At 70.5% G+C, this 24,566-nt stretch carries 24 protein-coding genes and 1 riboswitch; of the genes, 11 read left to right on the top strand and 13 right to left on the bottom strand.

All coding sequences use genetic code 11. The annotated features are described in order from the left end of the window. Window positions 1-156, bottom strand: a riboswitch (SAM riboswitch). A 128-nt stretch (window positions 157-284) separates the two neighbouring features. Then, on the top strand, window positions 285-1,229 hold the full coding sequence (locus ABZT17_RS18340; RefSeq protein WP_356350002.1) for a glucosyl-3-phosphoglycerate synthase: 945 nt from the start codon (window positions 285-287) through the stop codon (window positions 1,227-1,229). A gap of 95 nt (window positions 1,230-1,324) precedes the next feature. After that, window positions 1,325-2,785, top strand: coding sequence for a trehalose-6-phosphate synthase (locus ABZT17_RS18335; protein ID WP_356349999.1), 1,461 nt, complete (start codon window positions 1,325-1,327; stop codon window positions 2,783-2,785). A 13-nt stretch (window positions 2,786-2,798) separates the two neighbouring features. Here ABZT17_RS18335 and otsB read toward each other — a convergent pair whose 3' ends face one another. From otsB to ABZT17_RS18320, 3 genes are read right to left on the bottom strand one after another with little or no spacing between them, the layout of a single operon-like run. Then, window positions 2,799-3,644, bottom strand: coding sequence for a trehalose-phosphatase (otsB, locus tag ABZT17_RS18330; RefSeq protein ID WP_356349997.1), 846 nt, complete (start codon window positions 3,642-3,644; stop codon window positions 2,799-2,801). A gap of 9 nt (window positions 3,645-3,653) precedes the next feature. Continuing rightward, window positions 3,654-3,890 (bottom strand): DUF3263 domain-containing protein, encoded by a 237-nt coding sequence (locus ABZT17_RS18325; protein WP_356349995.1) that lies wholly within the window; start codon window positions 3,888-3,890, stop codon window positions 3,654-3,656. A 51-nt stretch (window positions 3,891-3,941) separates the two neighbouring features. After that, window positions 3,942-5,159, bottom strand: a complete 1,218-nt coding sequence (locus ABZT17_RS18320) for an extracellular solute-binding protein (RefSeq protein WP_356350138.1) — start codon at window positions 5,157-5,159, stop codon at window positions 3,942-3,944. Between the two features lie 150 nt (window positions 5,160-5,309). On the opposite strand from ABZT17_RS18320, the gene ABZT17_RS18315 reads away from it, so the two are divergent. From ABZT17_RS18315 to ABZT17_RS18305, 3 genes are all read left to right on the top strand, one after another. Continuing rightward, the gene (locus ABZT17_RS18315) at window positions 5,310-6,251 is read left to right on the top strand and encodes an ROK family protein (RefSeq protein WP_356349992.1); all 942 of its coding nucleotides are present in this window, start codon (window positions 5,310-5,312) and stop codon (window positions 6,249-6,251) included. 107 nt (window positions 6,252-6,358) lie between these two features. Continuing rightward, window positions 6,359-7,489, top strand: coding sequence for an N-acetylglucosamine-6-phosphate deacetylase (nagA, locus tag ABZT17_RS18310; protein ID WP_356349990.1), 1,131 nt, complete (start codon window positions 6,359-6,361; stop codon window positions 7,487-7,489). Between the two features lie 87 nt (window positions 7,490-7,576). Continuing rightward, entirely contained in the window at window positions 7,577-8,506 is a 930-nt protein-coding gene (locus tag ABZT17_RS18305) for a 1-phosphofructokinase family hexose kinase (RefSeq protein ID WP_356349987.1), read from the top strand. Window positions 8,507-8,536: 30 nt separating this feature from the next. On the opposite strand, the gene ABZT17_RS18300 is transcribed toward ABZT17_RS18305, so the two are convergent. Beyond that, window positions 8,537-9,472, bottom strand: coding sequence for a CBM35 domain-containing protein (locus ABZT17_RS18300; RefSeq protein ID WP_356349984.1), 936 nt, complete (start codon window positions 9,470-9,472; stop codon window positions 8,537-8,539). A gap of 143 nt (window positions 9,473-9,615) precedes the next feature. Continuing rightward, window positions 9,616-11,271, bottom strand: a complete 1,656-nt coding sequence (gene cdgB / locus ABZT17_RS18295) for a diguanylate cyclase CdgB (RefSeq protein WP_356349981.1) — start codon at window positions 11,269-11,271, stop codon at window positions 9,616-9,618. Window positions 11,272-11,610: 339 nt separating this feature from the next. Between cdgB and ABZT17_RS18290 the strand changes: the two genes are divergently transcribed. Then, entirely contained in the window at window positions 11,611-12,195 is a 585-nt protein-coding gene (locus tag ABZT17_RS18290) for a flavin reductase family protein (protein ID WP_356349978.1), read from the top strand. A 47-nt stretch (window positions 12,196-12,242) separates the two neighbouring features. Here ABZT17_RS18290 and arfB read toward each other — a convergent pair whose 3' ends face one another. Continuing rightward, a complete protein-coding gene (arfB, locus tag ABZT17_RS18285) occupies window positions 12,243-12,680 on the bottom strand; it encodes an alternative ribosome rescue aminoacyl-tRNA hydrolase ArfB (RefSeq protein ID WP_356349976.1) in 438 nt (145 codons plus the stop codon). Window positions 12,681-12,893: 213 nt separating this feature from the next. Here arfB and ABZT17_RS18280 point away from each other — a divergent pair, with 213 nt between their 5' ends. Beyond that, window positions 12,894-13,469 carry a TerD family protein gene (locus ABZT17_RS18280; RefSeq protein WP_058924618.1) on the top strand — a complete coding sequence of 192 codons (576 nt, stop codon included), beginning with the start codon at window positions 12,894-12,896 and terminating at the stop codon, window positions 13,467-13,469. A 56-nt stretch (window positions 13,470-13,525) separates the two neighbouring features. On the opposite strand, the gene ABZT17_RS18275 is transcribed toward ABZT17_RS18280, so the two are convergent. Together ABZT17_RS18275 and ABZT17_RS18270 are read right to left on the bottom strand one after the other, a co-directional pair. Beyond that, the gene (locus ABZT17_RS18275; protein WP_356349972.1) at window positions 13,526-13,735 is read right to left on the bottom strand and encodes a DUF397 domain-containing protein; all 210 of its coding nucleotides are present in this window, start codon (window positions 13,733-13,735) and stop codon (window positions 13,526-13,528) included. Further along, complete coding sequence (locus ABZT17_RS18270; protein ID WP_356349970.1) at window positions 13,732-14,586, bottom strand: helix-turn-helix transcriptional regulator; 855 nt, start codon at window positions 14,584-14,586, stop codon at window positions 13,732-13,734. Before ABZT17_RS18270 ends, ABZT17_RS18275 begins: the two co-directional genes overlap by 4 nt. 155 nt (window positions 14,587-14,741) lie before the next feature. On the opposite strand from ABZT17_RS18270, the gene ABZT17_RS18265 reads away from it, so the two are divergent. From ABZT17_RS18265 to ABZT17_RS18255, 3 genes are all read left to right on the top strand, one after another. After that, window positions 14,742-15,224: an ATP-binding protein gene (locus ABZT17_RS18265; RefSeq protein WP_356349967.1), complete on the top strand. Its 483-nt coding sequence runs from the start codon at window positions 14,742-14,744 to the stop codon at window positions 15,222-15,224. Between the two features lie 185 nt (window positions 15,225-15,409). Then, on the top strand, window positions 15,410-16,264 hold the full coding sequence (locus ABZT17_RS18260; protein ID WP_356349964.1) for a helix-turn-helix domain-containing protein: 855 nt from the start codon (window positions 15,410-15,412) through the stop codon (window positions 16,262-16,264). Window positions 16,265-16,302: 38 nt separating this feature from the next. Continuing rightward, entirely contained in the window at window positions 16,303-16,905 is a 603-nt protein-coding gene (locus ABZT17_RS18255; protein ID WP_356349962.1) for a Uma2 family endonuclease, read from the top strand. On the opposite strand, the gene ABZT17_RS18250 is transcribed toward ABZT17_RS18255, so the two are convergent. The 4 genes from ABZT17_RS18250 to ABZT17_RS18235 all read right to left on the bottom strand — a co-directional run bounded on the left by ABZT17_RS18250 (window position 16,884) and on the right by ABZT17_RS18235 (window position 20,180). Continuing rightward, on the bottom strand, window positions 16,884-17,189 hold the full coding sequence (locus ABZT17_RS18250) for a hypothetical protein (protein ID WP_356349960.1): 306 nt from the start codon (window positions 17,187-17,189) through the stop codon (window positions 16,884-16,886). The two genes, ABZT17_RS18255 and ABZT17_RS18250, sit on opposite strands and share 22 nt — an antisense overlap. Before the next feature lie 162 nt (window positions 17,190-17,351). Further along, window positions 17,352-17,708, bottom strand: a complete 357-nt coding sequence (locus tag ABZT17_RS18245) for a DoxX family protein (RefSeq protein WP_356349958.1) — start codon at window positions 17,706-17,708, stop codon at window positions 17,352-17,354. Window positions 17,709-17,808: 100 nt separating this feature from the next. Beyond that, window positions 17,809-18,006, bottom strand: a complete 198-nt coding sequence (locus ABZT17_RS18240; RefSeq protein ID WP_356349956.1) for a hypothetical protein — start codon at window positions 18,004-18,006, stop codon at window positions 17,809-17,811. After that, window positions 18,003-20,180 (bottom strand): sigma-70 family RNA polymerase sigma factor, encoded by a 2,178-nt coding sequence (locus tag ABZT17_RS18235; RefSeq protein WP_356349954.1) that lies wholly within the window; start codon window positions 20,178-20,180, stop codon window positions 18,003-18,005. The genes ABZT17_RS18240 and ABZT17_RS18235 overlap by 4 nt, the downstream gene beginning before the upstream one ends. A 195-nt stretch (window positions 20,181-20,375) precedes the next feature. Between ABZT17_RS18235 and ABZT17_RS18230 the strand changes: the two genes are divergently transcribed. Further along, window positions 20,376-23,078, top strand: coding sequence for a pectinesterase family protein (locus tag ABZT17_RS18230; RefSeq protein ID WP_356349952.1), 2,703 nt, complete (start codon window positions 20,376-20,378; stop codon window positions 23,076-23,078). Between the two features lie 52 nt (window positions 23,079-23,130). On the opposite strand, the gene ABZT17_RS18225 is transcribed toward ABZT17_RS18230, so the two are convergent. Beyond that, entirely contained in the window at window positions 23,131-24,564 is a 1,434-nt protein-coding gene (locus tag ABZT17_RS18225) for a M1 family metallopeptidase (RefSeq protein WP_356349950.1), read from the bottom strand. Window positions 24,565-24,566: the final 2 nt, after the last annotated feature.

Here is a 24,566-nt window from a genome sequence, read left to right as displayed (position 1 = left end):
TCCTCATCTTCCTCACGACGCATCTCGCCGTGAGACGGATTTGGCACCTTCCCTAGCCGGGAGCCTCGCGGAACGATCAGCATTGATCTACGAGAGCCGACTGGAGGGTTGCCGGGGCTTCATCGGGCCGTATCCCTCTGCCCCTCTGGATGAGCGGTATTCGGTTGTCGGTTCAATGACCTCGGACATGCGATGGTCATCGACGTTGTTCAAGACTGTAACCGAAGGCCAGGAGAGTTGAGAGAGTCGTCCGAACCGCGAGACACAAGTGAGGAGCCGCCTACGTGCTGGAAGAAGTCGAGCGCTGGCTGAGCACCCGCTCCTGGTCCGTCACCGATCGCCCGCTCCACCAGATCCTGGCCGCGAAACAACGCTCCGGCCAGTCGGTCTCCGTCGTCCTGCCCGCGCTCAACGAGGAGGAGACGGTCGGCGACATCGTCGCCGTCATCCGCCATGACCTGATGCAGCAGGTGCCGCTGGTCGACGAGATCGTCGTCGTCGACTCCGGGTCCACCGACCGTACGTCCGAGGTCGCCTCGGCGGCCGGCGCGCGGGTCGTCCACCGCGACGACATCCTGCCCCGGCTCCCGGCCGTCCCCGGCAAGGGCGAGGTCCTGTGGCGCTCGCTGCTCGTCACCACCGGGGACATCGTCTGCTTCATCGACGCGGACCTGAAGGAGTTCTCCTCCGACTTCGTCTCCGGGATCGTCGGCCCGCTGCTCACCGACCCCGGGATCGACCTGGTCAAGGGCATGTACGACCGCCCGCTCGGCGGCGCGAGAGGCCAGGGCGGCCGGGTCACCGAGCTCATGGCGCGCCCGCTGCTCAACATGCACTGGCCGCAGCTGGCCGGTTTCGTCCAGCCCCTCGGCGGTGAGTACGCGGCCCGCCGCTCCCTGCTGGAACAGCTGCCGTTCCCCGTCGGCTACGGCGTCGAGCTCGGCATGCTGATCGACGCGCTGCATCTGGTCGGCCTCGACGCGCTCGCCCAGGTCGACGTCGGCGTGCGCAAGCACCGGCACCAGGACGGACAGGCGCTGGGCCGGATGGCCGCGGCGATCTACCGCACGGCCCAGCTGAGGCTGGCCCGCGGACATCTCATCCGTCCCTCCCTCACCCAGTTCGAACGGGGCGAGGACGGCTTCGAGCCGCGCACCTACTCCGTGGACACCGAGGAGCGGCCGCCGATGGCGGAGATCGCGGAGTACGCCTCCCGTAAGGTCGCCTGATCTCCGCACGGAGGGGTCTCACCCGCTGTATACGGCGCACCCGCAGAGCGCAACCAAACGTTTGAGCGTTTACGGGCCGGGCTAGGTTGAGGCGTATGGCTTCCACGCACGGTGCTGTCCATCAGGTGCTGGTCGCGTCCAACCGCGGCCCGGTCTCGTACGTCGTCCAGGAGGACGGCTCGCTGACCGCCAAGCGCGGCGGCGGCGGGCTGGTCTCCGGTCTCTCCGCGATCGGGCCGGACGCGGGCGCGCTGTGGGTGTGCTCGGCGCTCAGCGACGGCGACCGCGAGGCGGTGCGGCGCGGGATCGGCGAGGACGGCGTGCGGATGCTGGACATCCCGGCCGATGTGCACGCGGACGCGTACAACGGCGTCGCGAACTCGGTCCTCTGGTTCGTCCACCACATGCTGTACCAGACACCGCTGGAGCCGGTCTTCGACGCGGAGTTCCGCCGGCAGTGGGAGTCGTACGAGGCCTACAACCGGGCCTTCGCCGAGGCGCTGGCCGAGGAGGCGGGCGACGGGGCGGCGGTCCTGGTGCAGGACTACCACCTGTGTCTCGTCCCCGGCATGCTGCGGGAGCTCCGCCCCGACCTGCGGATCGGGCACTTCTCGCACACACCGTGGGCGCCCGCGGAGTACTTCGCCCTGCTGCCCGACGACATCCGCAGGCAGCTGGTCCTGGGCATGCTCGGCGCGGACCGCCTGGGTTTCCTGACCCACCGGTGGCGGTCGGCCTTCGTCTCCTGCGTCCAGGCGACGGACGTCGAAGCGGTTACCCGGATGGCCCTGTCCGGGGTGCCCGAGGCCTTCCAGCACGTCCCCGGCTGGAAGGGGCCCGGGCACCGGACCTGGCTCGGCGTCCACGGCCTCGGCGCCGACGCGGAGTTCCTGCACGCGCGCTCGCACGAGGCGGACGTCGAGGAGCGTATGCGGGCCCTGCGCGAGGAGATCGGCGCGGGCCGCAAGGCGATCGTGCGGGTGGACCGGACCGAGCTGTCCAAGAACATCGTGCGCGGGCTGCTGGCGTACCGGCAGCTCCTCGACGACCACCCGGAGTGGCGCGAGCGGGTCGCGCACGTGGCCTTCGCCTACCCCTCCCGTCAGGACCTCGCCGTCTACCGGGACTACACGGCGGAGGTGCAGCGCCTCGCGGAGGAGATCAACTCCCAGTACGGTACGGCGACCTGGACCCCGGTCGTGCTGCACGTCAAGGACGACTTCGCACGCTCCCTGGCGGCCTACCGGCTGGCCGACGTGGCACTGGTCAACCCGATCCGGGACGGTATGAACCTGGTCGCGAAGGAGATGCCGGTCGTCTCCGACGAGGGGTGCGCGCTGGTGCTGTCGCGGGAGGCGGGGGCGTTCGAGGAGCTGGGCAAGGACGCGGTCGTGGTCAACCCGTACGACGTGGTGGAAACGGCGCGGGCGCTGCACGCGGCGCTGAGCATGCCGGTGGAGGAGAGGGCCGAGCGGACGAAGCGACTCGCTGCCGCGGCGACGGCGCTGCCTCCGGCGCAGTGGTTCCTCGACCAGCTGGAGGCGTTGCGGAGCTGACCCGCAGGGGAGCTCACCTCAGCTGTGCTGCCAGCCCCCGCAGCAGCCCCACCACCCCCGCCGGCCCCTCCACCACCAGGTCCGCGCGCTCCCGCAGCTCCGTCACCTCGTCGCTGCCGCTGCACACCAGCAGGCCCGGGACGCCGTCGGAGCGGAGTTTCTCCACAGCGGCGAAGGCGGGGAGGTCGCCGAGGTCGTCGCCGGCGTAGAGGACCGCCGTCGCGTGGATCTCGCGGACGTGGTCCACGAGGGCCACGCCCTTGTCCATGCCCGGCGGGCGCAGCTCCAGGACCATACGGCCGGGCTCGACGATCAGGCCGTGGCGGGTGGCGAGGTCGGTGAGGGGTTCGCGGAGGGCGTCGAAGGCGGCCTGGGGGTCGGTGGCGCGGCGGGTGTGGACGGCGACCGCGCGCCCCTTCTCCTCGATCCACGTGCCCTGCCAGGCTCCGATCCGGTCCAGGAAGCCGGGGAGTTCGGCGCGCACGGCGGCGACCCCGGGGTGCGGGGCGGGGGCGCTGACCTCGCCGCTGACCGCGTCCCAGCGCTCGGCGCCGTAGTGCCCGAGGACGACCAGGTGTTCCAGGCCGGCGACCCCCGCGAAGCCTCCGTGCCGGACGGCGACCCCGGCCGGACGGCCGGTGACGACCGCCACGGAGGCCACCTTCGGCGCGAGGCCCGCCAGCGCGGGAACCGCCTCCGGGTGGGCCCGGGCCTGCTCGGGGTCCGGCACGATCGGGGCGAGGGTCCCGTCGAAGTCGAAGGCGAGCACCGACTTCGCGGGGTTCGCGAGGATGGCGGCGAGTCCGTCCCGCCCGGCCCGGGTGGACGGCACCGGCAGACGATCCGTAGGGCTTCCCATAAGGCGACCCTAACGCTCCCCCCGCCGCTGCTCCCGCACTCTTCTCAGCCTGTTCACGGTGACCGGATCATGAGCGAGCGCCCGCTCGTCGTCCAGCAGGGCGTTCAGCAACTGGTAGTAGCGGACCGGGGCCAGCCCCAGCTCCTCCCGTATCGCCCGCTCCTTCAGGCCGGGGCCCGGGAAACCCCGGCGCTCCAGTGCGAGCACGGCCCGCTCGCGCTCCCCCAGCTGCTGCTCCTCGTCCATGTCAGAACCGTAGCCCCCGCCACTGACAGTCACCCCACAGCCGCTGAAGGCCTAGTCCGCGCTCTCCGCCGACGAGGCCGCGTCCTGCAGCTGCCCGAGCGTCGCCGCCGGGCTTCCGCCCGGGGCGACCGCCTGGCCTATCCGCTTCTTCACCGCGGCGCTCACGTCCGCCCACGACATCTTGTCCACGGGATACATCTCGGACCGGGGCAGCTCGTCGAGGAACGGCTTGAGGTCGGCGTCCTCGGCGTCCGAACCCATCGCCTCGGAGGCCGAGTTGGTGACCGGCAACAGGTCGTACTCGTGCGAGAAGGCGAGGACGTTCTTCCGGTCGTAGACGAAGTCGAGGAAGTCGCCGATCTGCTGGGCGTGGCCGTTCTTCTTGAAGGCCATCATCCAGTCGGCCACGCCCAGCGCGGTCCTGCTCCGCCCGTCGACGCCCGGCATCGGCACCATGCCGAACTTCACGCCCTTCCTCGCGGCGATCTTCATCAGCGAGGGATGGCCGTTGAGCATGCCCACCTCACCGTCGGCGAAGGCGGTGAACGCGGCGGCGCGGTTGAGCCGGCCCGGTGCGACCGGACCGGTGAGGCCCTTGTCGACCAGGTCGTTCTTCAGCCAGTCGAAGGTGGCGACGTTCTCCGTGGAGTCGATGCCGTAGGTGCCGACGGCGTCCGTGTAGCCGCCCCCTCCGCTGAGCATCCACTGCATGGTCTCGGCCTGCGCCTCCTCGGAGCCGAGCGGCAGCGCGTACGGGTACTTCACGCCCCGTTCCTTGAGCACCTGGGCGTCGGCGGCGAGCTGCTTCCAGGTCTTCGGCGCGGTGAGGCCGGCCTGCTCGAACAGGGTCTTGTTGTAGAAGAGCAGCCGCGTCGAGGCCGCGAAGGGCATCCCGTACTGCACGCCCCTCACCTCCCCCGCGGTGGCCAGCTGGGAGGCGAAGTCGGCCTGGGTGCTGATGGAGAGCAGGTCGTCGGCCGAGTAGAGCAGGTCCTTGTCGGCGTAGTCGGCGTACGCCCCTATCTGCGCCAGGTCGGGCTCGTCGCCCGCGGCGACCATCTCCTTGACCTTGCGGTCGACGTCGTTCCACGAGTACACGCTGACGTCGACCTTCACACCGGCGTGCTCGCTCTCGTACTCCTTCACCAGCTTGTCCCAGTACTTCCGGGAGCTGTCGGACGCCGAGTCGCCGTAGTCCGCGGCGACCAGTCTGAGCGTCACGTCCCCCGAGCCGCCGGTGAGGCCGCAGCCTCCCAGAACCGCCGTCATCCCCAGTGCGGAGACCACCGCGACCGTTCCCGTCCTACGCCGCTGCACTGCTCGCCCCAACTGTGTCGCCGTTCAATATCTGGACTCCATAAGGTCTACACCACGTAAGTGGACTAGACCTCTCATGGGTCGGCGGGCCACACTACCCCCGTGAGACATGTCATCGCCCTCGATGTGGGCGGCACCGGGATGAAGGCCGCCCTCGTCGGCGCGCGCGGCGAGCTGCTCCATCGCGCCCGCCGCGCGACCGGCCGCGAACGCGGCCCCGACGCGGTGGTCGAGGGCATCCTCGACTTCGCCGCCGAGCTGCGCGCGTACGGCGTCGAGCACCTCGGCGAGCCCGCGGCCGCGGCCGGCGTGGCCGTCCCCGGCATCGTCGACGAACAGCACGGCGTCGCCGCCTACGCGGCCAACCTCGGCTGGCGCGACATACCCCTGCGCGACCTGCTCGGCGACCGCCTCGGCACCCCGGTCGCCCTCGGCCACGACGTCCGCACCGGCGGGCTCGCCGAGGGCCGCATCGGCGCGGGCAAGGGAGCCGACCGCTTTCTCTTCGTCCCCCTCGGCACCGGTATCGCCGGCGCGATCGGCATCGCGGGCCGGGTGGAGTCGGGCGCGCACGGCTTCGCGGGCGAGATCGGCCACATCGTCGTACGGCCCGGCGGCAGCGCCTGTCCGTGCGGCCAGCGGGGCTGTCTGGAGCGGTACGCCTCCGCGGCGGCCGTCAGCGAGGCCTGGGCGCGGGCCTGCGGCGACCCGGACGCGGACGCCGCCGACTGCGCCAGGGCCGTCCTGTCCGGCGACCCGAACGCCGTCCGGGTCTGGCAGGAGGCGGTGGACGCCCTGGCCGACGGTCTCCTCACGGCCCTCACCCTGCTGGACCCCGGCGCACTGATCATCGGTGGCGGGCTGGCCGAGGCGGGGGAAACCTTGTTCACACCGCTGAGGGAAGCCGTCGAACGCCGGATCACCTTCCAGAAACAGCCACAGATCCTGCCGGCGGCCCTGGGTGACACGGCGGGCTGCCTCGGTGCCGGCCTACTGGCCTGGGACCTCCTGACCACCACCGACCGCACGGAGGTAACCCCCTGATGGCAACCCACCCAGGGGCGCGGGGCCCCGCCGAATCTGCGGCTACCGCCGCGTGGGCGCGACCAGCCACGACGAGCCCGCACCCCGCGACGGCCGACACCCCCACGGTGCTCACGGGCGCAGACGTCGTGCTGCCCACAGGAACGGTCCGCGATGGCCGACTTGTCGTCGACGGCACGAGAATCGCCGGCTCAGCCCCCGCCAACGCCCAGGTCATCGACGCCTCCGGCCTCACGCTGGTGCCCGGCTTCGTCGACCTCCACAACCACGGCGGCGGCGGAGCCTCCTTCACCTCCGGCACCGTCGAAGACGTCCTGCACGGCATCCACACCCACCGTCTGCACGGCACCACCACCCTCGTCGCCTCCACGGTCACCGGCGACATGGACTTCCTCGTCCAGCGGGCCGGTCTGCTCAGCGAACTCGCCGAGCAGGGCGATCTGGCCGGTATCCACTTCGAGGGCCCCTTCATCTCACCGTGCCGAAAGGGCGCCCACTCCGAGGAACTCCTGCGCGACCCCGACCCGGCGGAGGTCCGCAAGCTGGTCGACGCCGCGCGCGGCAGGGCCCGCATGGTCACCCTCGCCACCGAACTCCCCGGCGGCATCGACTCCGTACGCCTGCTCGTGGAACACGGTGTCATCGCGGCGATCGGCCACACCGACGCGACGTACGAGCAGACGGTCGAGGCGATCGACGCGGGCGCGACGGTCGCCACCCACCTCTTCAACGCGATGCCGCAGATCGGTCACCGTGCCCCGGGCCCGATCACCGCCCTCCTGGAGGACGAGCGCGTCACGGTCGAACTCATCGACGACGGCACCCATCTCCACCCGGCCTCCCTCCAGTTGGCGTTCCACCACGCGGGAGCGGGCCGGGTCGCCTTCATCACGGACGCCATGGACGCGGCCGGTTTCGGCGACGGGCGCTACATGCTGGGCCCCCTGGAGGTGGAGGTCAGCGAAGGCGTGGCGCGGCTCGTGGAGGGCGGCTCCATCGCCGGGTCGACGCTGACCCTGGACCGCGCGTTCAAGCGGGCGGTCACCGTGGACGGGCTGTCCGTCGAGGACGTGGTGGCCGCGATCTCGGCGAACCCGGCCCGGCTGCTCGGCATGGACGACCGGATCGGCTCGCTGGAGCCCGGCAAGGACGCCGACCTGGTCCTGCTGGACCATCAATTCGACCTCAAGGGCGTGATGCGCCGGGGTGAATGGGTGGTCGATCCCCAACTGGGCTGATGTGTCCGGCTGTTGAGGGCGGCGGTCGTCCTGTGAAAATAGGGCGACCACGTTCTGCATGTCTTTCTCCGGGGGAGGTCGGCCCAGGTGATCCTCACGGTCACGCTGAACACCGCTCTCGACATCACCTATCGCGTACGGTCCCTGCGGCCGCACGCCTCCCACCGTGTGACCGAGGTGACCGAACGCCCGGGCGGCAAGGGCCTGAACGTGGCCCGGGTGCTCGCCGCCCTCGGCCACGAGGTGACGGTCACCGGCTTCACGGGCGGCGCCACCGGAGCCGTCGTACAGGGGCAACTCACCGCCGCACCAGGGGTGGTGGACGCCCTGGTCCCGATCGCCGCCCCGACCCGGCGCACGATCGCCGTCGTCGACGAGCTGACCGGCGACACGACCCAGCTCAACGAGCCCGGCCCGACGATCACGCCCGCCGAGTGGTCCGCCTTCCAGGACGCCTACCAGGACCTGCTGGCGCCGGCGTCCGCGGTGGCCCTGTGCGGGAGTCTGCCGCCGGGGGTGCCGGTGGGCGCGTACGCGGGTCTCATACGGGCCGCCAAGGCGGCCGGCGTGCCCGTCCTCCTCGACACCAGCGGCGAACCCCTGCGCCGCGGTGTCGCCGCCCGCCCGGACCTGCTCAAGCCCAACGCCGACGAACTGGCCGAACTCACCGGCTCCCACGACCCGTCGCGCGCCGCCCAGGACGCCCGCCGCCGGGGCGCCCGCGCGGTCGTCGCCTCGCTCGGCACCGGCGGTCTGCTCGCGGCCGCCCCCGAGGGCCGCTGGCGCGCCATCCCGCCCGCCCGGGTCCGGGGCAACCCGACCGGCGCCGGTGACTCGGTGGTGGCGGGCCTGCTGTCGGGCCTGGTCGACCAACTCCCCTGGCCCGACCGGCTGTCCCGCGCGGTGGCCCTGGCCACGGCGACCGTGATGGCCCCGGTGGCGGGCGAGTTCGACCGCGCGGCCTACGAGGAACTACTGACGCGCATAGCGGTGACCGGCGAGGTCACCGCCGCCTGAAGTCCTTGCTCCCACGGCGACTTGGCCGCGCTACTGCACCCACAGCTGGTCTATCAGGGCGTTGCACTGGTTCCCCTGGCCGCAGGAGAGCGTCAGCGTGTTGGTGCCCTTGTTCAGCTTCACCGGGGCCCAGGTGGACTGCCAGTTCTTCGCCAGGTCGGTGTCCGAGGACTTGATGAAGTTCTTCATGCCCAGCGGCTGCTGGTTGGACTTGCCGTTGACCGTCAGCGTCGCGTTGGCGTCCACGGCGGGAATGCTGTACTGCACGTACAGACGGTAGGAGCCGGCCTTCTGGAGGTCGACGGTCCAGGTGATCGACGCGCCGACGTTGTTGAACCCGGTCACATAGGTCCCGCCGTCCGCCTTGGCGCCCTTGACGTCCGACGCCGTCGTGGCCCCGCCGCCCAGCTGGAGGTCCTTGGCGTCGGTCTTGGGCAGTTCGCCGCCGGCCTCGTTCGCGCTCGCCGACTGGCTCGGCTGCCCGCTCGCCGACGCGGACTGCGAGGGCGAGGAGCCCCCGCCCGCCTTGTTGTCCGACCCGTCGCCGCCGATCATCGCCACGCCGATGCCGATGACGACCGCGGCGACCACCGCGATCGCGCCGATCAGCAGCCCCTTGGTGTTGGGCCCGCGCCGACCACCGCGTCCGCTGTAGGCCGGCTGCTGGTGCGGGGCCGTGGGAGCGCCGCCGCCGGGGAAGGTCTCGGGAGCCGCGTAGTTCGCGTTCGGCTGGCCGTACGTCCCCTGCTGCTGCGGGACCTGCCCGTAGGCGGCCGTCTGCTGGGCCTGGGCCGGCTGGCTGTACTGGCGCTGGCCGACCGCGCGGTTCCGGTTGACGGAGCCCGGGTAGCCGTAGCCACCGCCACCGGACGGCGGCTGGGCGCCGTTGGCCTGGCCGTCGGCGTAGAGGTAGCCGAACGGGTCGTCGTCCTCGGGCGTGCTGGCGCCGTTGTTGCCGGACGTCATCCCTGGATACTCCTCAGCGGTGCGGATCGAACGCGATACGGGGGGTCAGAATGGCGAGCCTACCCGCTTCCGCTGCCCCAAACGGGTGACTCGGATCGCATCGCCGCCCCGCCCCCGCCGCTGACCTGGGGGATCGGCTCGGATCAGCCGGCCCGTCGATGCTGTTTGGGACGAGATCGTTTCTCTACGTACATCCGCTCGTCGGCCGACTTCAGCACTTCGTCCGCGGTCATGCCGCAGTGCGCCCAGCCGATGCCGAAGCTGGCGCCCACCCGCATGGCCCGTCCGTCGACGCGGATCGGCTGGATGATCTCGTTGCGCAGGCGTACGGCCAGGTCCTGGGCGTCGGCACGGCCGAGGCCGTCGGCGAGGACCACGAACTCGTCGCCGCCGAGCCGGGCCACCGTGTCGCCGTCGCGCACCCCGCGGGAGAGCCGTCGGGCGACCTCGATGAGGACCGCGTCACCGGCGTTGTGCCCGAACCGGTCGTTGATCGACTTGAAGCCGTCGAGGTCGCAGAAGAGGACCGCGAGGCCCTTGGTGCCGTCGTCGCGCTCCCCCTCGGGGGCGATGGTGTGCACATGGTGGTCGAAGGCGTCGAAGGCCTCGGCCCCGCCCGGGCGGAAGTCGAAGCCATGGCCGTTTATGTCGTACGCGGCGCTGCCGTAGGCCGCGTCCAGGGACTCCAGGGCGCCCGGGTGCGCGGGGCGGGTGCACAGCCGGGAGGAGAGCCGGGAACGCAGCTCTGCGGAGTTCGGCAGGCCGGTCAGCGAGTCGTGCGAGGCCCGGTGGGCGAGCTGCAGCTCGCGGCGCTTGCGCTCCTCTATGTCCTCGACATGGGTGAGGAGGAAGCGGGGACCGTCGGCGGCGTCCGCGACGACGCTGTTGCGCAGGCTGACCCAGACATAGGTGCCGTCCCGGCGGCCGAGCCTGAGCTCCGCCCGCCCGCCCTCGGCCGAGGTCCTCAGCAGCGTGCCTATGTCCTCGGGGTGGACCAGGTCGGAGAAGGAGTAGCGGCGCATCGCGGAGGCGGGGCGGCCCAGCAGCCGGCACAGGGCGTCGTTGGTCCGCAGGATCCGGCCGTGCTGGTCGCCGCCCATCTCGGCGATGGCCATGCCCGAGGGGGCGTACTCGAAGGCCTGCCGGAAGCTCTCCTCGCTGGCGCGCAGGGCCTGCTGCTCCCTTTCGAGTCTGACCAGTGCACGCTGCATGTTGGACCTCAGGCGTGCGTTGCTGATCGCGATCGCGGCCTGGAACGCGTACATCTGAAGCGCTTCGCGTCCCCAGGCGCCGGGCCTGCGGCCGTTGCGCGGGCGGTCCACGGACAGGACGCCGATCAGCTCGCCGCAGGTGCCGCCGGGCGCGGCGGGCGTGTACATGGGAGCGAAGAGCCGGTCCGACGGGTGCCACTCGTCCTCGAAGCGGGGCGCGGGTCCGTCCGTGTACCACTGCGGGACGTCGTCGTCGTCGAGTATCCAGCCCTCGGTGTGCGGTATGAACACCAGGTCGCCCCAGTGCTCACCCATGGTCAGCCGGCGCTCCCAGGAGTCGCGGGAGCCGACCCGGCCGGTGATCAGCGCCTCGGCCGCCGGGTTGCCGGCGAGGGCGGCGACGACGAGGTCGCCGTCGGGGCGGACGAGGTTGACGCACGCCAGCTCGTAACCGAGCCCGTTGACCACGCCGTCGGCTACGGTCTGCAAGGTGTCGGCCAGGCTTCGGGCCGTGTTCATGTCGGCCATGACCTGGTGCAGTTGTCGCAGAGTCGCAAGACGGACGTAGGGCTCCGACTCGGTCTCCATGCTCGCCCTCCCCCCGAGACCTCGCAGCGAATCAAGGGTTCTCATCGGCGTATCGTTCTGGCAGCTTCCCCGCCACTGAATCACAGCGTGAAGCCCACTCGGTACACAGGGTCAACAATTAATGTCCCTTGTGACTCAAGTCACAGCTAAACATGAACAATTGAGTGGGGTTTCTGCGTTTTCCCTGTGCCTTTCCTGAACGCAAACTTTGTACATATGTGGAAGTCGGACGTTCGGTGCACGGGTCCGTGCGCGGACCGGTTCGGCCGATGGTCCTAGGTCCCGGCTGGTCCCGACGCCCGATGCGGTCCGCGGGCCCCCCGCCCTAGCGTTTCGGACGTGCTGAACATTCCCCCCGCCCAGGCCCTGATCACTGCCGAGCCCGCCTCCGGGCATCCTGTCGGTGTGAGCAACGACGAGTTCCGCGCCGCCATGTCCCGGCTGGCCGCGGGTGTGGTCCTGGTGACCGCGCGGGAGCCATCGCTGGACCCGGACGACCCGTCCGCACCGGCGGGCGAGGACGTCGGCATGACGGCCACCGCCTTCATGTCCGTCTCCCTGGACCCCCCGCTGGTCCTGGTCAGCCTGCGCACCGGCGCCCGTATGGACGACCTCCTCGACGAACAGCCCCTGTGGGCGGTCTCGGTCCTGTCCGAGAGCCAGCGTCACATCGCCGGCCGCTTCGCCATGAAGGGCCGCATCAGCGACCGCCTCCTCTTCGAGGACATCCCCTACGTCCGCGGGAAGGCGACCGGCGCTCCCCTGGTGGGCGGCGCCCTCGCGACCCTGGAGTGCCGCACCGAGCAGCGAGTGACCGCCGGCGACCACACCCTGGTGATCGGCCGCGTCCTGACAGCGGAGGTACCGAGCGCGGACGGCGGCCCACTGACGTATTTCCGGGGCCGATACCGGCAGTTGGGGTGACCTGCTCGATCAACCCCCTGACCGCAGGCCCGTCTTCGAGGGCGCGGCTACCCCCAGTCGCGTCCCGTGCGCCCCCGCTTCGTCTCCGAGCGCTGCTTCTTCTCCCTGAGGCGGCGCTCGTTCATGCCGCGGGGGATGCGGGTGGGGCGGCGGGGCTTCGGCGGCGGGGCCGTGGCCTCGGCGAGAAGGGATGCCAGGCGTACGGCCGCCGTCTCCCGGTTGCGCCACTGCGAGCGGTGCTCGGACGCACGGACCGAGACCACCCCGTCGACGAGCCGCCCGGCCAGACGCTCCAGCGCCCGCCGCTTCCAGACCTCCGGCAGGGCCTCGGTGTTCGCCACGTCGAAACGCAGCTCCACCTGGGAGTCACTGGTGTTGACGTGCTGCCCGCCGGGCCCCGACGACCGCGAGAAACGCCACATGAGCTCGGCCTCGGGGAGCGAGACGGAGCCGCGGATGAGATAGGGACCGGACATGTCCCCCATGGTCGCGCGCGTGACCGGCGCACGTCACGCGAATAACGTCCACGAGGGCGCACGAGGGCCCACCCGCGTCCACGGACGTTCACCCGAAGTTCGGTAAAGAAAGTAAAGAGACCTGGAACCTTTGGTACCCCTCTCGGCGTTCATACCGGTAGCTGTAGCTTCTAGCCCGTACGTCGTACCGCCGTACATAAACGAGGGAAAGGACTCCCAACCATGGCTGTAAGCCTGTCCAAGGGTGGCAACGTCTCGCTCACCAAGGAGGCTCCGGGCCTGACCGCCGTCACCGTGGGCCTCGGCTGGGACGTCCGCACCACCACCGGCACGGACTTCGACCTCGACGCCTCCGCCATCGCGGTCAACACACAGGGCAAGGTCTACTCGGACGCCCACTTCGTCTTCTTCAACAACAAGCAGACCCCGGACAACACCATCGTCCACACCGGCGACAACCGCACCGGCGAGGGCGAGGGCGACGACGAGGCGATCAACGTCAACCTGGCGGCCCTCCCGGCCGACATCGACAAGATCGTCTTCCCGGTCTCCATCTACGACGCGGAGAACCGCTCGCAGAACTTCGGCCAGGTCCGCAACGCGTACATCCGCATCATCAACCAGGCCGGCGGCGCCGAGATCGCCCGCTACGACCTCTCCGAGGACGCGGCGACGGAGACGGCGATGGTCTTCGGCGAGCTGTACCGCAACGGCGCGGAGTGGAAGTTCCGCGCGGTCGGCCAGGGCTACGCGTCGGGCCTCGTGGGCATCGCCCAGGACTTCGGCGTCAACGTCTGAGGGACGCCACGCTGAGCGGGAGCCCCTGGGTGCGTTGCAGCCGGGGGCTCCGGCGTTCAGTCTTTCGCGTGGGGCAGGAAGTTCGCCCAGGCGGTGGGGGCGAAGGTGAGGCGGGGGCCGGTGGTGTTCTGCTTGGAGTCGCGGATGTGGACGGTACGGGGTGCTATCGCGATCTCGACGCAGGAGTTGCCGTCGGTGCCGCTGCTGTAGCTGCTCTTGAACCACACCAGTTCGCAGGCGTCACCGGCAGCGGGCTTGCGGATCATGTTTCTCCCAGCAGTTTCTCGATGAAGGCCAGCGACTCCCTTGGGGAGAGAGCCTGAGCCCGGATGGTGCCATACCGCAGTTCAAGAATGCGGAGCTGTTTCGGATCGGTGATCGGGCGACCGTTGAAGGCGCCGTCCGAGCGACCCACCGCCGTCCCGTCCGGGAATTTCAGCAGCTCGATCTTGCCGTCCAAACCCGGGTGGGCATCGCTGTTCGTCGGCATGAGCTGAAGCGTGACGTGGCGCAACCTCCCCACCTCCAACAGACGTTCGAGCTGCTGTCGCCACACCATTGTGCCCCCGACCGGTCGGCGGATCACGGCCTCTTCCAGCACGAAGTGGAGGGAGGGAGCCGGGTCCCGCTCAAAGACCGCCTGCCGGGCCAGTCGCGCGGCCATCATGCGTTCCACGTCGTCCTGTGAGTACGGCGGTTGCGCTGCCTCGAAGAGCGTCCTCGCATGGTCCGGTGTCTGCAACAACCCATGGACGCTGTTGCACTCGTACACCCCGATCTCGACCGCCCGCGCCTCCAACTTGCCCAGCTCACGCACCCGCTTCGGGTACCGGACCTTCTTGACGTCCTCCCACGTCGCCGAGATCAGCCCACCCGCCCTCAACACCTCGTCGGCCCTGTCCAGATACTCCTGCCGGGGAATCCGCTTCCCGCCCTCGATCTTGTAGACGAGATCCTCGCCGTACCCGACGGCCGCCCCGAACTCGGCGGCCCGCATCCCGACCGTCTCGCGCCGCAGCTTCAGCTGCCGTCCGACCGTCGCGATCACCGCGACGCCCCACTCGTCGTCGGGGTCGACCTCCCAACCCGCCTCGACCGCCTCGCCGTCGACACTCATCCCGCACCCCTCCGCCGTACGTCCGTACCCGCGACGCCCCTACCCGTACGCCCCGCCCCGACAGCCCGGACACCACCGGACAAGCTCCGGACAGTCACCGTACGCAACGATGCAGTCACTCCTCACGGTACGCACGCCCGGCCACGCTGAGTGATGTGAATCAAGAAATCTCCACCCAGGTCCGCAACTTCAGCGTGCGGCTCTCCCCCACACCGCGCGGAGCCCGCCTGGCCCGACTCCTGGCCACGGAACAACTCCGCTCCTGGGAGCTTCCGTTGGACCCGGCGGCGCACATCGTCGCGGAACTGGCGGCGAACGCGGCGACCCACGGCCGCGTGCCGGGCCGGGACTTCCACCTGATCCTGTACGTCGTGGGCACCACTCTCCGCATCGAGGTGACGGACACGCGCGGTGACGAAGTCCCCCGGCCCCAACACCCCGCCCCCGACGCGGAGTCGGGCAGAGGCCTCGTCCTCGTGGACGCCCTGGCCGACAAGTGGGGAGTCGCACCGGGTCTGCCCCCACGCAAGACGGTATGGGCAGAGGTCCGCCTGGACCGACCGAAGCCCGGGAAACCGTGTTCCGGTGGCCCGTGCGACGGTGGCTCGGGACGCCTTTCTCAAGAAACGACCTGGTGAAAGAACCCCCACCAAACCAAACCCCAGCCCCTTCACCCGCCCGGGTGAACATCGCCAACTCGGCTGGCTTTGGCCCTGGTTGCCTGCCTTACGCTCAGCGCAACAAGCCCCAGACAGACAACGGCCCCCGCAGGGACTGGCATCCCAATGCGAGGGCCTGACCACCAAGGAAGCAGCCCTTCCCGATGGACATCGAAAACCCTAGCGCGCCGTCGCGTGCCCAGTCCCGTGACACGGGCAAAAACCACCCTTCCGCGGGCGGCCTGGTCCACGACCACACCCGCCACACCACCCGCTTCACGGTGATCGGCAACCACCTCACCCAGCACCCGGAGCTGTCGCTGCTGGCGATCGGACTGGCCTGCCACATCCAGTCGCTGCGGATGGGAGCCCGCGTGGACATCAAGACCCTCGCCGCCCGTTTCCCCGAGAGCCGTGACCGCATCGCCGCCGCCCTGCGCGAACTGGAGGCCCACGGCTACCTGCGCCGCGAACGCGAACGCACCGGTGGCGGCCGTATCGTCACCCGCACGGTCTCCTGCAACCAGCCGGGGCGTGGCGGCGAGCAGGACGCCCCGCACGCCCCGAAGCCCGCCCGCCGGAAGAAGGCCCCACCCAAGCCACTCCCGCCGGTGCCGAGACCGGCCTACCCCGCCCCGGCCCTGATCCAGCAGGCCACGGACTTCCTCGTGGCCCTCCGCACCCACGACCGCAGCCTGCTGTTGAGCGAGCAGGACGTGGCCCACCTGGCTCCCGGCGTCGCGGCCTGGCTGGAACGGGACGTACTCCCGACGACCGTACGAGAAGCTCTCACCAGGGACCTCCCCTCACCTCTGTGCCGCCCGGCCGCCCTCCTGGCCCACCGCCTGACGGCCCAGCTCCCTCCCCCACCCCCCGTCCGGCCTCCCACCCCTCCACCACCCGTCCGGCACCCACTCCAGAACTGCGACGCCTGCGACCGCGCTTTCCGCGCCCCGGGCCCCGGCCACTGCGGCGAGTGCCGATCCGATCTCCAGGGAGTCCACCTAGCATGGAGGTGACGATCCTTGCCCCCGGGCACAGACGAGGAGCGAGCGCCATGACCATCGCCCCGGACAACGCGCGACAGGGCGCTTCCCTCCTCTACCGGGCCATGCGTGACTTCGTGGAGTCCACGGCCGGCACCCTCCCGGGCAAGTTCGAGATCACCAAGGAAGGGATCGTCCTCGACATGATGTCGCCTGTCCGGCCACACGAACTCACCGCACTACGTCTCCGGAAACGCCTGGAGAAGGTCATGCCGGAGGAGATCGTGGCTCACACAGGCGAACCCGACGTCGAGCTGGAGCCTGAAGGCATCATGCGCCGCCCCGACATCATGGTGATCACTGAGGCGGACATGGAGGGCGAAGGGTCCTTCGACCCTCGTACGCTCATCGCCGCCATCGAAATCGTCTCGCGCTCCAACCCCGACAACGACTGGGTCACCAAGCTGCGCGACTACCCCCTGATCGGCGTCCCCGTCTACGCGATCTTCGACCCCCGTACCGGCGCCGGCGCCGTCCTCACCGACATCCACCCCACACCCGAGGGCCCCCGCTACGCCACTCGCAAGGACTTCGTCTACGGCGAGGACGTCACCATCGGCGACTGGACCATCTCGACCGACGACCTGCCGCTCTACCAGCCCATCGGCCGGTAATAGCCCAGCACCGCCGCCAACTGTCCGAACCACTGGCCCAGTTGGGCCCTTGGCTTGGCCTGGACCACGCACTCGTAGAAGCGGCCGTCCAGGTGGATGACCGCCATCATCAACGCCTTGCCGTTGGGGCTCGCCTTGTAGTGGACGCTGCGGATCTCCGGCCAGGAGAACTCGACGGACGCGTCGTGGTCCTCGAAGGCGATGCCGGCGATGTCGACCACGATGGAGTTGTGGACGTCGACCGCCATGAACTCCGGCCCCTGGGCGGGAGGTTGGGGCGGCATCGGGGCAGCGTACTGCGGTGGGGGTGGTCCGAAGCCCGGCGGCGGTGTGGTCATCGTTCTCCCTGCCTCTGCCTCTGCCTCTACCTCTGCCCGTGCTCCTGATCGTGGTGCGGGGTGAGCGTAGCCCGGTCGCCCACCTGTGGGACACGGGGCCCCAAGGGGTCACCAGGGGCCGTGGTAGCTCCAGCCCAGGACCAGGGCGGCCACGGCGGTGGCGAGGAACACGATCCCGCCCACGATGTTGCGGGACCCGACTCTCAGGTGGGCGATGATGGCGCCGACGAAGTAGAGCACGAGGCCGCAGGCGGCGAGGGTGCCGAGAACGGGCACGGCGAGTCCGGCCAGCAGCCCCACGGTGCCCGCCGCGAGCAGCATGCCCAGGACCGGCACCCACTTCCGGGGCAGACCTTTCATGTCCGCCTGGGTTTTGGGGTATTCGTGGCCGATCAGGTAGGTGACGGCGGCGGCACCGTTGAAGCCCGCGCCGAGGAGGGTCACCGTGAGGTAGGCGGCGAACAAGTCATCTCCCTTTCCGAGGGCCCGAGCTCCCGAGCTCCGAGTTCTGTTCGCCTTGTTGACGGTTCAGCCACCCGCCTCTGTGACATCGGGCCGCGTGACGTCACTCGGCGGCCGTGGCCGACGGCTGTTCGGCGGCGGTCCGCCACTCGTCCTCGAGCAGACTGAACATCAGGGAGTCCCGCCATCCGTCGCGGATCAGTGCCGTGTGGCCAACCCGGACATCCAGGTGCGACCCGGGCGCAGATGTGCCTCCGAGCTCCTGGGCGATCTCGTCGATGATGCGGTTCGGCGCTTTCACATCGCCGCCCCCATCCCCCCACCCTCCGCACCACCACCGAGGAACCGAGTAGCAGGCAGGTCGCCGTCCGGGGCGCGCTGGGCTGTGGTCGAGTCGGCGTCTGAAAGGTGGAGTGCTGACGGTGTCCAGCCCTGTTGCTCCCAGGAGTTGGCGGTGTGGTGGGTTCGGGGGCCCAGCCAGTTGTCGGGGTGGTTGGACAGGGCGAGGTTGTGGTCGAGGGTGGCTGCGGAGTGGACGAAGGCGAAGCCTGCCGCGCCGTTGTCGTAAGCCGTGTTGTGGGTGAGGTGAGCCGCGCCCGTGTCGCCGAGTTCGGTGAAGCCGAAGCCGGCGTTGTCCCAGGACGCGCTGTCCGTGGTGGTCTGGGTGGTCTGGGTGGTCGTACCGCCGCCGAGTTTGAAGCCGCTGCCGGTGCCGGAGAAGTCCGGGAGGGCCCAGCGGTTGACACCGTTGCCGAAGGACCAGGTGTGTTCGATGGCCACCGCGCCGAGGAAGCCGCTGAGGTCGGCGCCGTCGCCGGAGTTGTCGTAGATCCGGCATCCGCGGATGCGGTTGCCCGCGCCGGAGCCGTCGCGGAAGACCAGGCCGTCGGCGTGGCCGCCGGAGGACCCGGACTCGTGGTTGTCGAAGAAGTCGCTGTTGAGGACGAGGTTGTTCAGGGTTCCGGCGCCGTGGAAGATCAGGCCGATACGGCCGTTGTCGTGGACGGAGAGCCGGGCCAGGACGTCGTCGTGGCAGGACCCGCAGGCGTAGGCGATGTCGGGGGCGTTGACGATCTCCAGGCCGCGCACCGTGAGATGGGCGGCGCTCTGCACGAAGAACGGGGTGCCGGACGAGAATCCGGTGCCGTCGAACACGGGATGTTCGTCGCGGTAGTTGCTCACCGTGATCCGGTGAGCCGCCGTACCGGAGGTGTCGAGGGTGGTCGTTGTCGTCGGGTGGTACGTCCCTCCGCGCACCGCGACCGTCTGGCCGGGGCGGGTCGCGGCGAGCGCCCGGGTGAGGGTGGCGAAGGGGCGCGCGCGGGTGCCGGGGTTGGTGTCGTCGCCGTCCGGGGCGATGTAGTAGTCCGCGGTCGTGACCCCCGAGTAGATGGGGGCTGCTGGTGGGCGGGTGGCGGTGGGCGTGGCAGAGACCGAAGCCGCCGGGGCGGCGGGTCCGCCGTGCGCGGCACTCGCCGTCGGCGACGGCTCCCGCGTCGCCGGAGTCGTGTGCGGAAGCGAAGAGTGGATCGCGAGGACGGTGACCGCGGCGGCCGTCGCGCCCGCGCCCACGGCCAGGGCGGACTTGGCCGAGAACCGGCCCAGAACATGGTGGACGGCGCGCCACAGCGACGCCGTCAGGCCGGGCGCCAGGGCGTGCCGGCCGACCAGACCGGGGATCGCCGCCGCCAGCGCGGCCGGCACCGCCAGCCCGCTGAGCCGGATCGGCACCTCGTCGACGGAGGCCCGGGCGCTGACCGCCACCCGGCAGCGAGGACAGTCCGCCACATGCCGGCTGAGCCTGGCCAGGACCCGGGTTCCGTCCCTGACCGGGCCGCCGTCCGTCAGACCCGAGAGGTCGGGGCAGCGCGGCCGGGCCCGCCATGCCGCCAGCACGTCGACGGCCAGTTCGAGCTTGGCCTTCATGCGCTGGATGCGTACGGCGGTGTGCGGGACGCTCAGATCCAGCGCGGCGGCGACCTCCGCACGGCTCAACTGGCCGGCTGCCTCCTGCCACCACAGCGCCATCGTCCGACGCTGGTCCTCGGTCAACCAGCGCCCGGCTTCCAGCAGATCACTGCCCGCGCGTGCCAACGTCTGCCGGTCCACGGCCAGTTCGGCCAGGTCGGGTGAGGGGTCCGGGACTTCGGCCGTCTCCGGCAGGGACACCTGGTGGACATGGGCTCTCTTCTGACGCCGTCCGTGGTCGTGCATCTGACGGATCGCTATCGCCACGAGCCAGGACCTGAACCGTTCCGGTTCGCGAAGTCCGGGAAGGGTGCGCAGGGCGCGCACCATCGTCTCCTGGACGACGTCGTCCACGTCCGGATGCCCGTGCAGCCCGCGCCCGACCACGTTGTAGACCAGCGGCAGATACTCGGCGAACAGGGCTGCCCGGGCGCGGCTGTCACCGGCGCGGGCGGCCTCGACCAGCTCGGTTCGTGCCGCCGCGAGCGGTGCCGAAGTCTCGTGCACTTCTTCCTCACAGGGTCATTCCTCGGCGGAGGGCGGTCATGATTGCACGCCCCGTCGCCGTGGCCCGCCGCCGGGCCCTACCGGGCCTCACCCCGCCGCCTGTGGACGCCGCGTGAAATTCGTGTGCGGGTAGTTGTTATGAGCCGCCGGGCTGAGCCGTCTCCGTAACGACAGCGGAGAAAGGAACCCGACGACATGTATTTCAGACGCGGCAGGCGGGCCCGGAGCAGACGACCCCGATGGCGTATCGCGGCGCCCGCGGGCGTGGCGGCCCTCGTCGTCCTGGGCGGGGTCGCAACGGCGGCCACCGTCGTCGCGGGCTCCGGCGACGACACGACCGGCGTCAAGGCGGGGACGTACAGCCTGGCGGTCGCGAAGAGCGGACTGTGCATGGATCTCGTGGGGGGCGCCTCGTCCCCCGGCACACGGGTCCAGCAGTGGGGCTGCGCGGCGGGGCAGACCAACCAGCAGTGGACGCTGGTCGACCGGGGATCGGGGCGGTTCGCCGTCAAGTCCGTGGCCAGCGGTCTGTGCCTCGATGTCACCGGCGGCTCCACGGCGTCCGGGACCCGCCTCCAGCAGTGGGGCTGCGGCAACGACCAGCCCAACCAGCTGTGGCGGCTGAAGCCGGCGCGGGACCACACGTACCAGATCGTCAGCGCCGGCAACGGCCTGTGCGCCAGCGACGCGGGGGCGAGCACCGCGCCCGGCGCCGCCGTCATCCAGGAGACCTGCTCCACCAACAGCAACAAGCGCTGGTCACTGAGGGCGGTCGGCGCCTCCTCCTCCAACTCCGTGCAGAAGCCCGCCGCTTCGGGTACGACCATCACGGTCGCGGCCGACGGCAGCGGTGACGTCAGGACCGTACAGGCGGCGATCGACAAGGTCCCGGCGAACAACACCGAGCCGGTGACCGTCGCCATCAAGAAGGGCACCTACCGGGGTGTCTTCACCGTCCCGGCCGACAAGCCGTACGTGACGCTGAAGGGCCTCGGCGCCACCGCCTCCGACGTCGTGCTGGTCGAGAACCACGGGGCGGGCACCAAGAAGGCGGACGGGACGACCTACGGCACCTCCGGCAGCGCGACCGCGTTCGTCGACGGCCATGACTTCTCGGCCTCGAACCTGACCGTCTCCAACGACTACGACACCGGGACCGACAGCACCGGCCAGGCGGTCGCCCTGAGCCTGTCCGCCGACCGCGCGGTCCTGACGAACGTACGGATCCTCGGCCACCAGGACACCCTGCTGCTCAACAACTCGGCGCGGGCCTACTTCCTGAAGTCGTACATCGCGGGCACCGTCGACTTCATCTTCGGCGGCGGGACCGCGGTCTTCGACCAGGACGAGATCCACCAGCTGGGCGGCGGCGGCTTTCTCACCGCGGCCAGCACACCGGCCGCCAAAACCTACGGCTACCTGTTCTACAAGTCGAGGATCACCGGGCCCTCGGGCTCCAGGACCGGCAGCCTCGGCCGGCCGTGGCGTCAGGACGCGCAGGTGCTCTACCGGGAGTCCGACCTCGGGTCGTTCGTCAACAGCGGGCGGCCCTGGAGCGACATGTCCGGGTCCGTGTGGACGAAGGCCCGCTTCAGCGAGTACAAGAACACCGGCGCGGGCGCGACCGTCAACGCCAACCGGCCGCAGCTGAGCGACGCCCAGGCGGCGAAGTACACCCCCGCCAAGTACCTGGCCGGCTCGGACGGCTGGAACCCGATGGCCACGGCCGGGGCCTCCACGCCGTCGGCCGGCACGTTCTGCGAGCCCACCGCCTACGGAGCGAAGGCCGACGGCAGGACGAAGGACACCGCGGCCCTGCAGAAGGCGATCAACGCCTGCGCGGGCAAGGGCACGGTGGAGCTGACCAGCGGCAAGTACCTCTCGGGCGCCCTGAACCTGCCCGGCGACCTCACATTCCGGATCGACTCCGGAGCGACGCTGCTCGCCTCGCAGAACGCCGCGGACTACGCCTCCTCGGGATCGAAGCTCGCCCCGCTGCTGGCCGGGTCCGGGAAGAACCTGACCATCACCGGTGCGGGCACCATCGACGGCCAGGGCGCCCCCTGGTGGGCGAGGACCAAGGCCGAGAAGGCCGCGGGCCGGACGCTGTCCTCCCGGCCCGGACTGATCTCGGTCACCGACGCCTCGAACCTCAAGATCACCGGGATCACCCTCAAGAACGCCCCGAACGTCCACATCACCGTCAAGAAGGTGACCACGGCCGTCCTCGACAAGCTCACGATCTCGTCGCCCGCCGACTCGCCCAACACCGACGGCATCGATGTGTGGTCGTCCTCGGGCGTCGCGGTCACCGGCAGCACCATCGACGTGGGTGACGACGACATCGCCATCGACTCCTCGACGGCGGGCGGGCCCGCCCACGACATCTCGCTCAGCGGCTGCACGATCCTGCACGGCCACGGTCTGTCCATCGGCAGCTTCACCGCCGGCGGTGTCCACAACGTGAACATCCACGACAACACCCTCACCGGCACCACCGCCGGCGTCCGCATCAAGACCGCGCGCGACCGCGGCGGCGAGGTCCACGACATCACGTACCGGAACCTGAAGATGACCAATGTGACGACGCCCATCCAGGTCGTCGGCTACTACCCGAAGGTCCCCGCGGACGGCGACCCCGCCCAGGCGATCACCGCCACCACGCCGAACTACCACGACATCACCATCTCGGGCATCACCGCGACCGGCGCGACCGAGGCCGGCCAGATCGTCGGCCTCCCCGAGCGGCCGGTCACCGGGCTCACCCTGACCTCGGTGACCATCAGCGCCAAGACCGGCCTCACCCTCCGCAACGCCACGGTCCGCATGACGTCCACCACCGTCAAGGCGGCCTCGGGCCCGGCGTACATCGTGCAGAGCAGGGCCACCCGCAACTGATCACGGACCCGGTCACGGGCCCCGGTCACACCGTGCCGGACCGCTCCCTTCCTCAGGGGCGGTCCGGCTTCCCCTTCCCGTACAGCCAGTCCCTCCAGATCCCCGTGAAGTCCTTCCCCGGCGCCATCCTCTCCACGTACGCCGTGAAGTCGTCCGTGTCCGCGTTGCCGTGGCGATGGGCCGCCGCCCAGCCCTGGACGATGTCGTAGAACCTGTCGTCGCCGACCGTCCGCCTGATCTTCTGGAGGACCATCGCGCCCCGTACGTAGACCGGGTCGTCGGAGATGTGCGCGGCGCTGGTCGGTTTCGCCGGCGGGAAGGACCAGAGGTCGGGGTAGTCGTCCTCGCCGTGGGCGTAGAGGCGGTCGAAGGTCTGCTGCGCGGTGTCGCCGTCGTGGTCCTCGGCCCACAGCCACTCGGCGTAGGTCGCGAAGCCCTCGTTGAGCCACATGTCCTGCCAGGTCTTCGGGGTGACCGAGTCGCCGTACCACTGGTGGGCGAGTTCATGGACGAGGGTGGTGGTGTCGGGGGCGCCCGGGAAGACGGGGCGGGTCTGGGTCTCCAGCGCGTAGCCGGCGTCCTGCGGGCGGTCGACGATCGCACCGGTGGAGGAGAAGGGGTACGGCCCGAAGTTGTACTCCTCCCACTCCATGATCTCGGGGAGCTTCGCCAACACCCCGCGGGCGGCCCGGGCCTGGGTGGGGTCGACGGCGATGTACACCGGGAGGTGGCCGGGGCCGAGGGTGGACCGGCTGATGTCGTAGCGGCCGACGGCGACCGTGGCGAGATAGGTCGCCATCGGTTCGGCGCTGCGCCAGGCGAATGTCGTACGGCCCCCGGAGGTGCTCTCGCCTCTCAGCTCGCCGTTGGAGACGGCCTGCAGACCCTTCGGCACCGTGATCGTGATGTCGTACGACGCCTTGTCGGACGGGTGGTCGTTGCCGGGGAGCCAGGCCATCGAACCCGTCGGCTCACCGAGGGCCAGCGCGCCGTCGGCGGTGGGCAGCCAGCCCTCCTCGGAGCCGTCGGGGTCGGTGATGGTCTCGGGGGTGCCGGAGTAGTGGACGGTGACACGGAAGGTCTCGTCGGCGTCGAGGTCGTCGTGGGGGCGGACGGCGAGTTCCTGGCCGGAGCGGCTCCAGCGGGCCGGCCGCCCTTCGACGGTGACGTCCTCGACGTCCAGGCCCTTGAGGTCGAGGTCGAAGGCGGAGAGGTGCTCGGTGGCCCGGGCGGTGAGGGTCGCGGTACCGGTCAGGCGACTGCCCTGACCGCGATCACGATCGCCCTGGCCAGGGGTGTACGCCAGCTTCAGGTCGTAGTGGCTGACGTCGTAGCCGCCGTTGCCCGCCTTCGGGAAGTACGGGTCGTGTACGCCGGAGCTTCCAGGACTGCCGTGGACGCCGCCGCCGGAGCACGCGGTGAGGGCGAGGCCCAGAGCGAGCAGGAAGGCCGGGACAGCCGGGACAACGGGTACGGATCGGGACACTC

Source organism: Streptomyces sp. NPDC005648, from assembly GCF_040605395.1.
Classification (GTDB): domain Bacteria; phylum Actinomycetota; class Actinomycetes; order Streptomycetales; family Streptomycetaceae; genus Streptomyces.
Note: the sequence above shows the minus strand (reverse complement) of the source record. Positions and strands in the feature narration are given on the sequence as shown.

Coding starts and splice junctions, on each gene's coding strand:
- ABZT17_RS18335 (WP_356349999.1), top strand. CDS start 1,325: ATGGCTTCCACGCACGGTGCTGTCCATCAGGTGCTGGTCGCGTCCAAC.
- otsB (WP_356349997.1), bottom strand. CDS start 3,644: ATGGGAAGCCCTACGGATCGTCTGCCGGTGCCGTCCACCCGGGCCGGG.
- ABZT17_RS18325 (WP_356349995.1), bottom strand. CDS start 3,890: ATGGACGAGGAGCAGCAGCTGGGGGAGCGCGAGCGGGCCGTGCTCGCA.
- ABZT17_RS18320 (WP_356350138.1), bottom strand. CDS start 5,159: ATGACGGCGGTTCTGGGAGGCTGCGGCCTCACCGGCGGCTCGGGGGAC.
- ABZT17_RS18300 (WP_356349984.1), bottom strand. CDS start 9,472: ATGACGTCCGGCAACAACGGCGCCAGCACGCCCGAGGACGACGACCCG.
- cdgB (WP_356349981.1), bottom strand. CDS start 11,271: ATGGAGACCGAGTCGGAGCCCTACGTCCGTCTTGCGACTCTGCGACAA.
- arfB (WP_356349976.1), bottom strand. CDS start 12,680: ATGGGGGACATGTCCGGTCCCTATCTCATCCGCGGCTCCGTCTCGCTC.
- ABZT17_RS18280 (WP_058924618.1), top strand. CDS start 12,894: ATGGCTGTAAGCCTGTCCAAGGGTGGCAACGTCTCGCTCACCAAGGAG.
- ABZT17_RS18275 (WP_356349972.1), bottom strand. CDS start 13,735: ATGATCCGCAAGCCCGCTGCCGGTGACGCCTGCGAACTGGTGTGGTTC.
- ABZT17_RS18270 (WP_356349970.1), bottom strand. CDS start 14,586: ATGAGTGTCGACGGCGAGGCGGTCGAGGCGGGTTGGGAGGTCGACCCC.
- ABZT17_RS18260 (WP_356349964.1), top strand. CDS start 15,410: ATGGACATCGAAAACCCTAGCGCGCCGTCGCGTGCCCAGTCCCGTGAC.
- ABZT17_RS18255 (WP_356349962.1), top strand. CDS start 16,303: ATGACCATCGCCCCGGACAACGCGCGACAGGGCGCTTCCCTCCTCTAC.
- ABZT17_RS18250 (WP_356349960.1), bottom strand. CDS start 17,189: ATGCCGCCCCAACCTCCCGCCCAGGGGCCGGAGTTCATGGCGGTCGAC.
- ABZT17_RS18230 (WP_356349952.1), top strand. CDS start 20,376: ATGTATTTCAGACGCGGCAGGCGGGCCCGGAGCAGACGACCCCGATGG.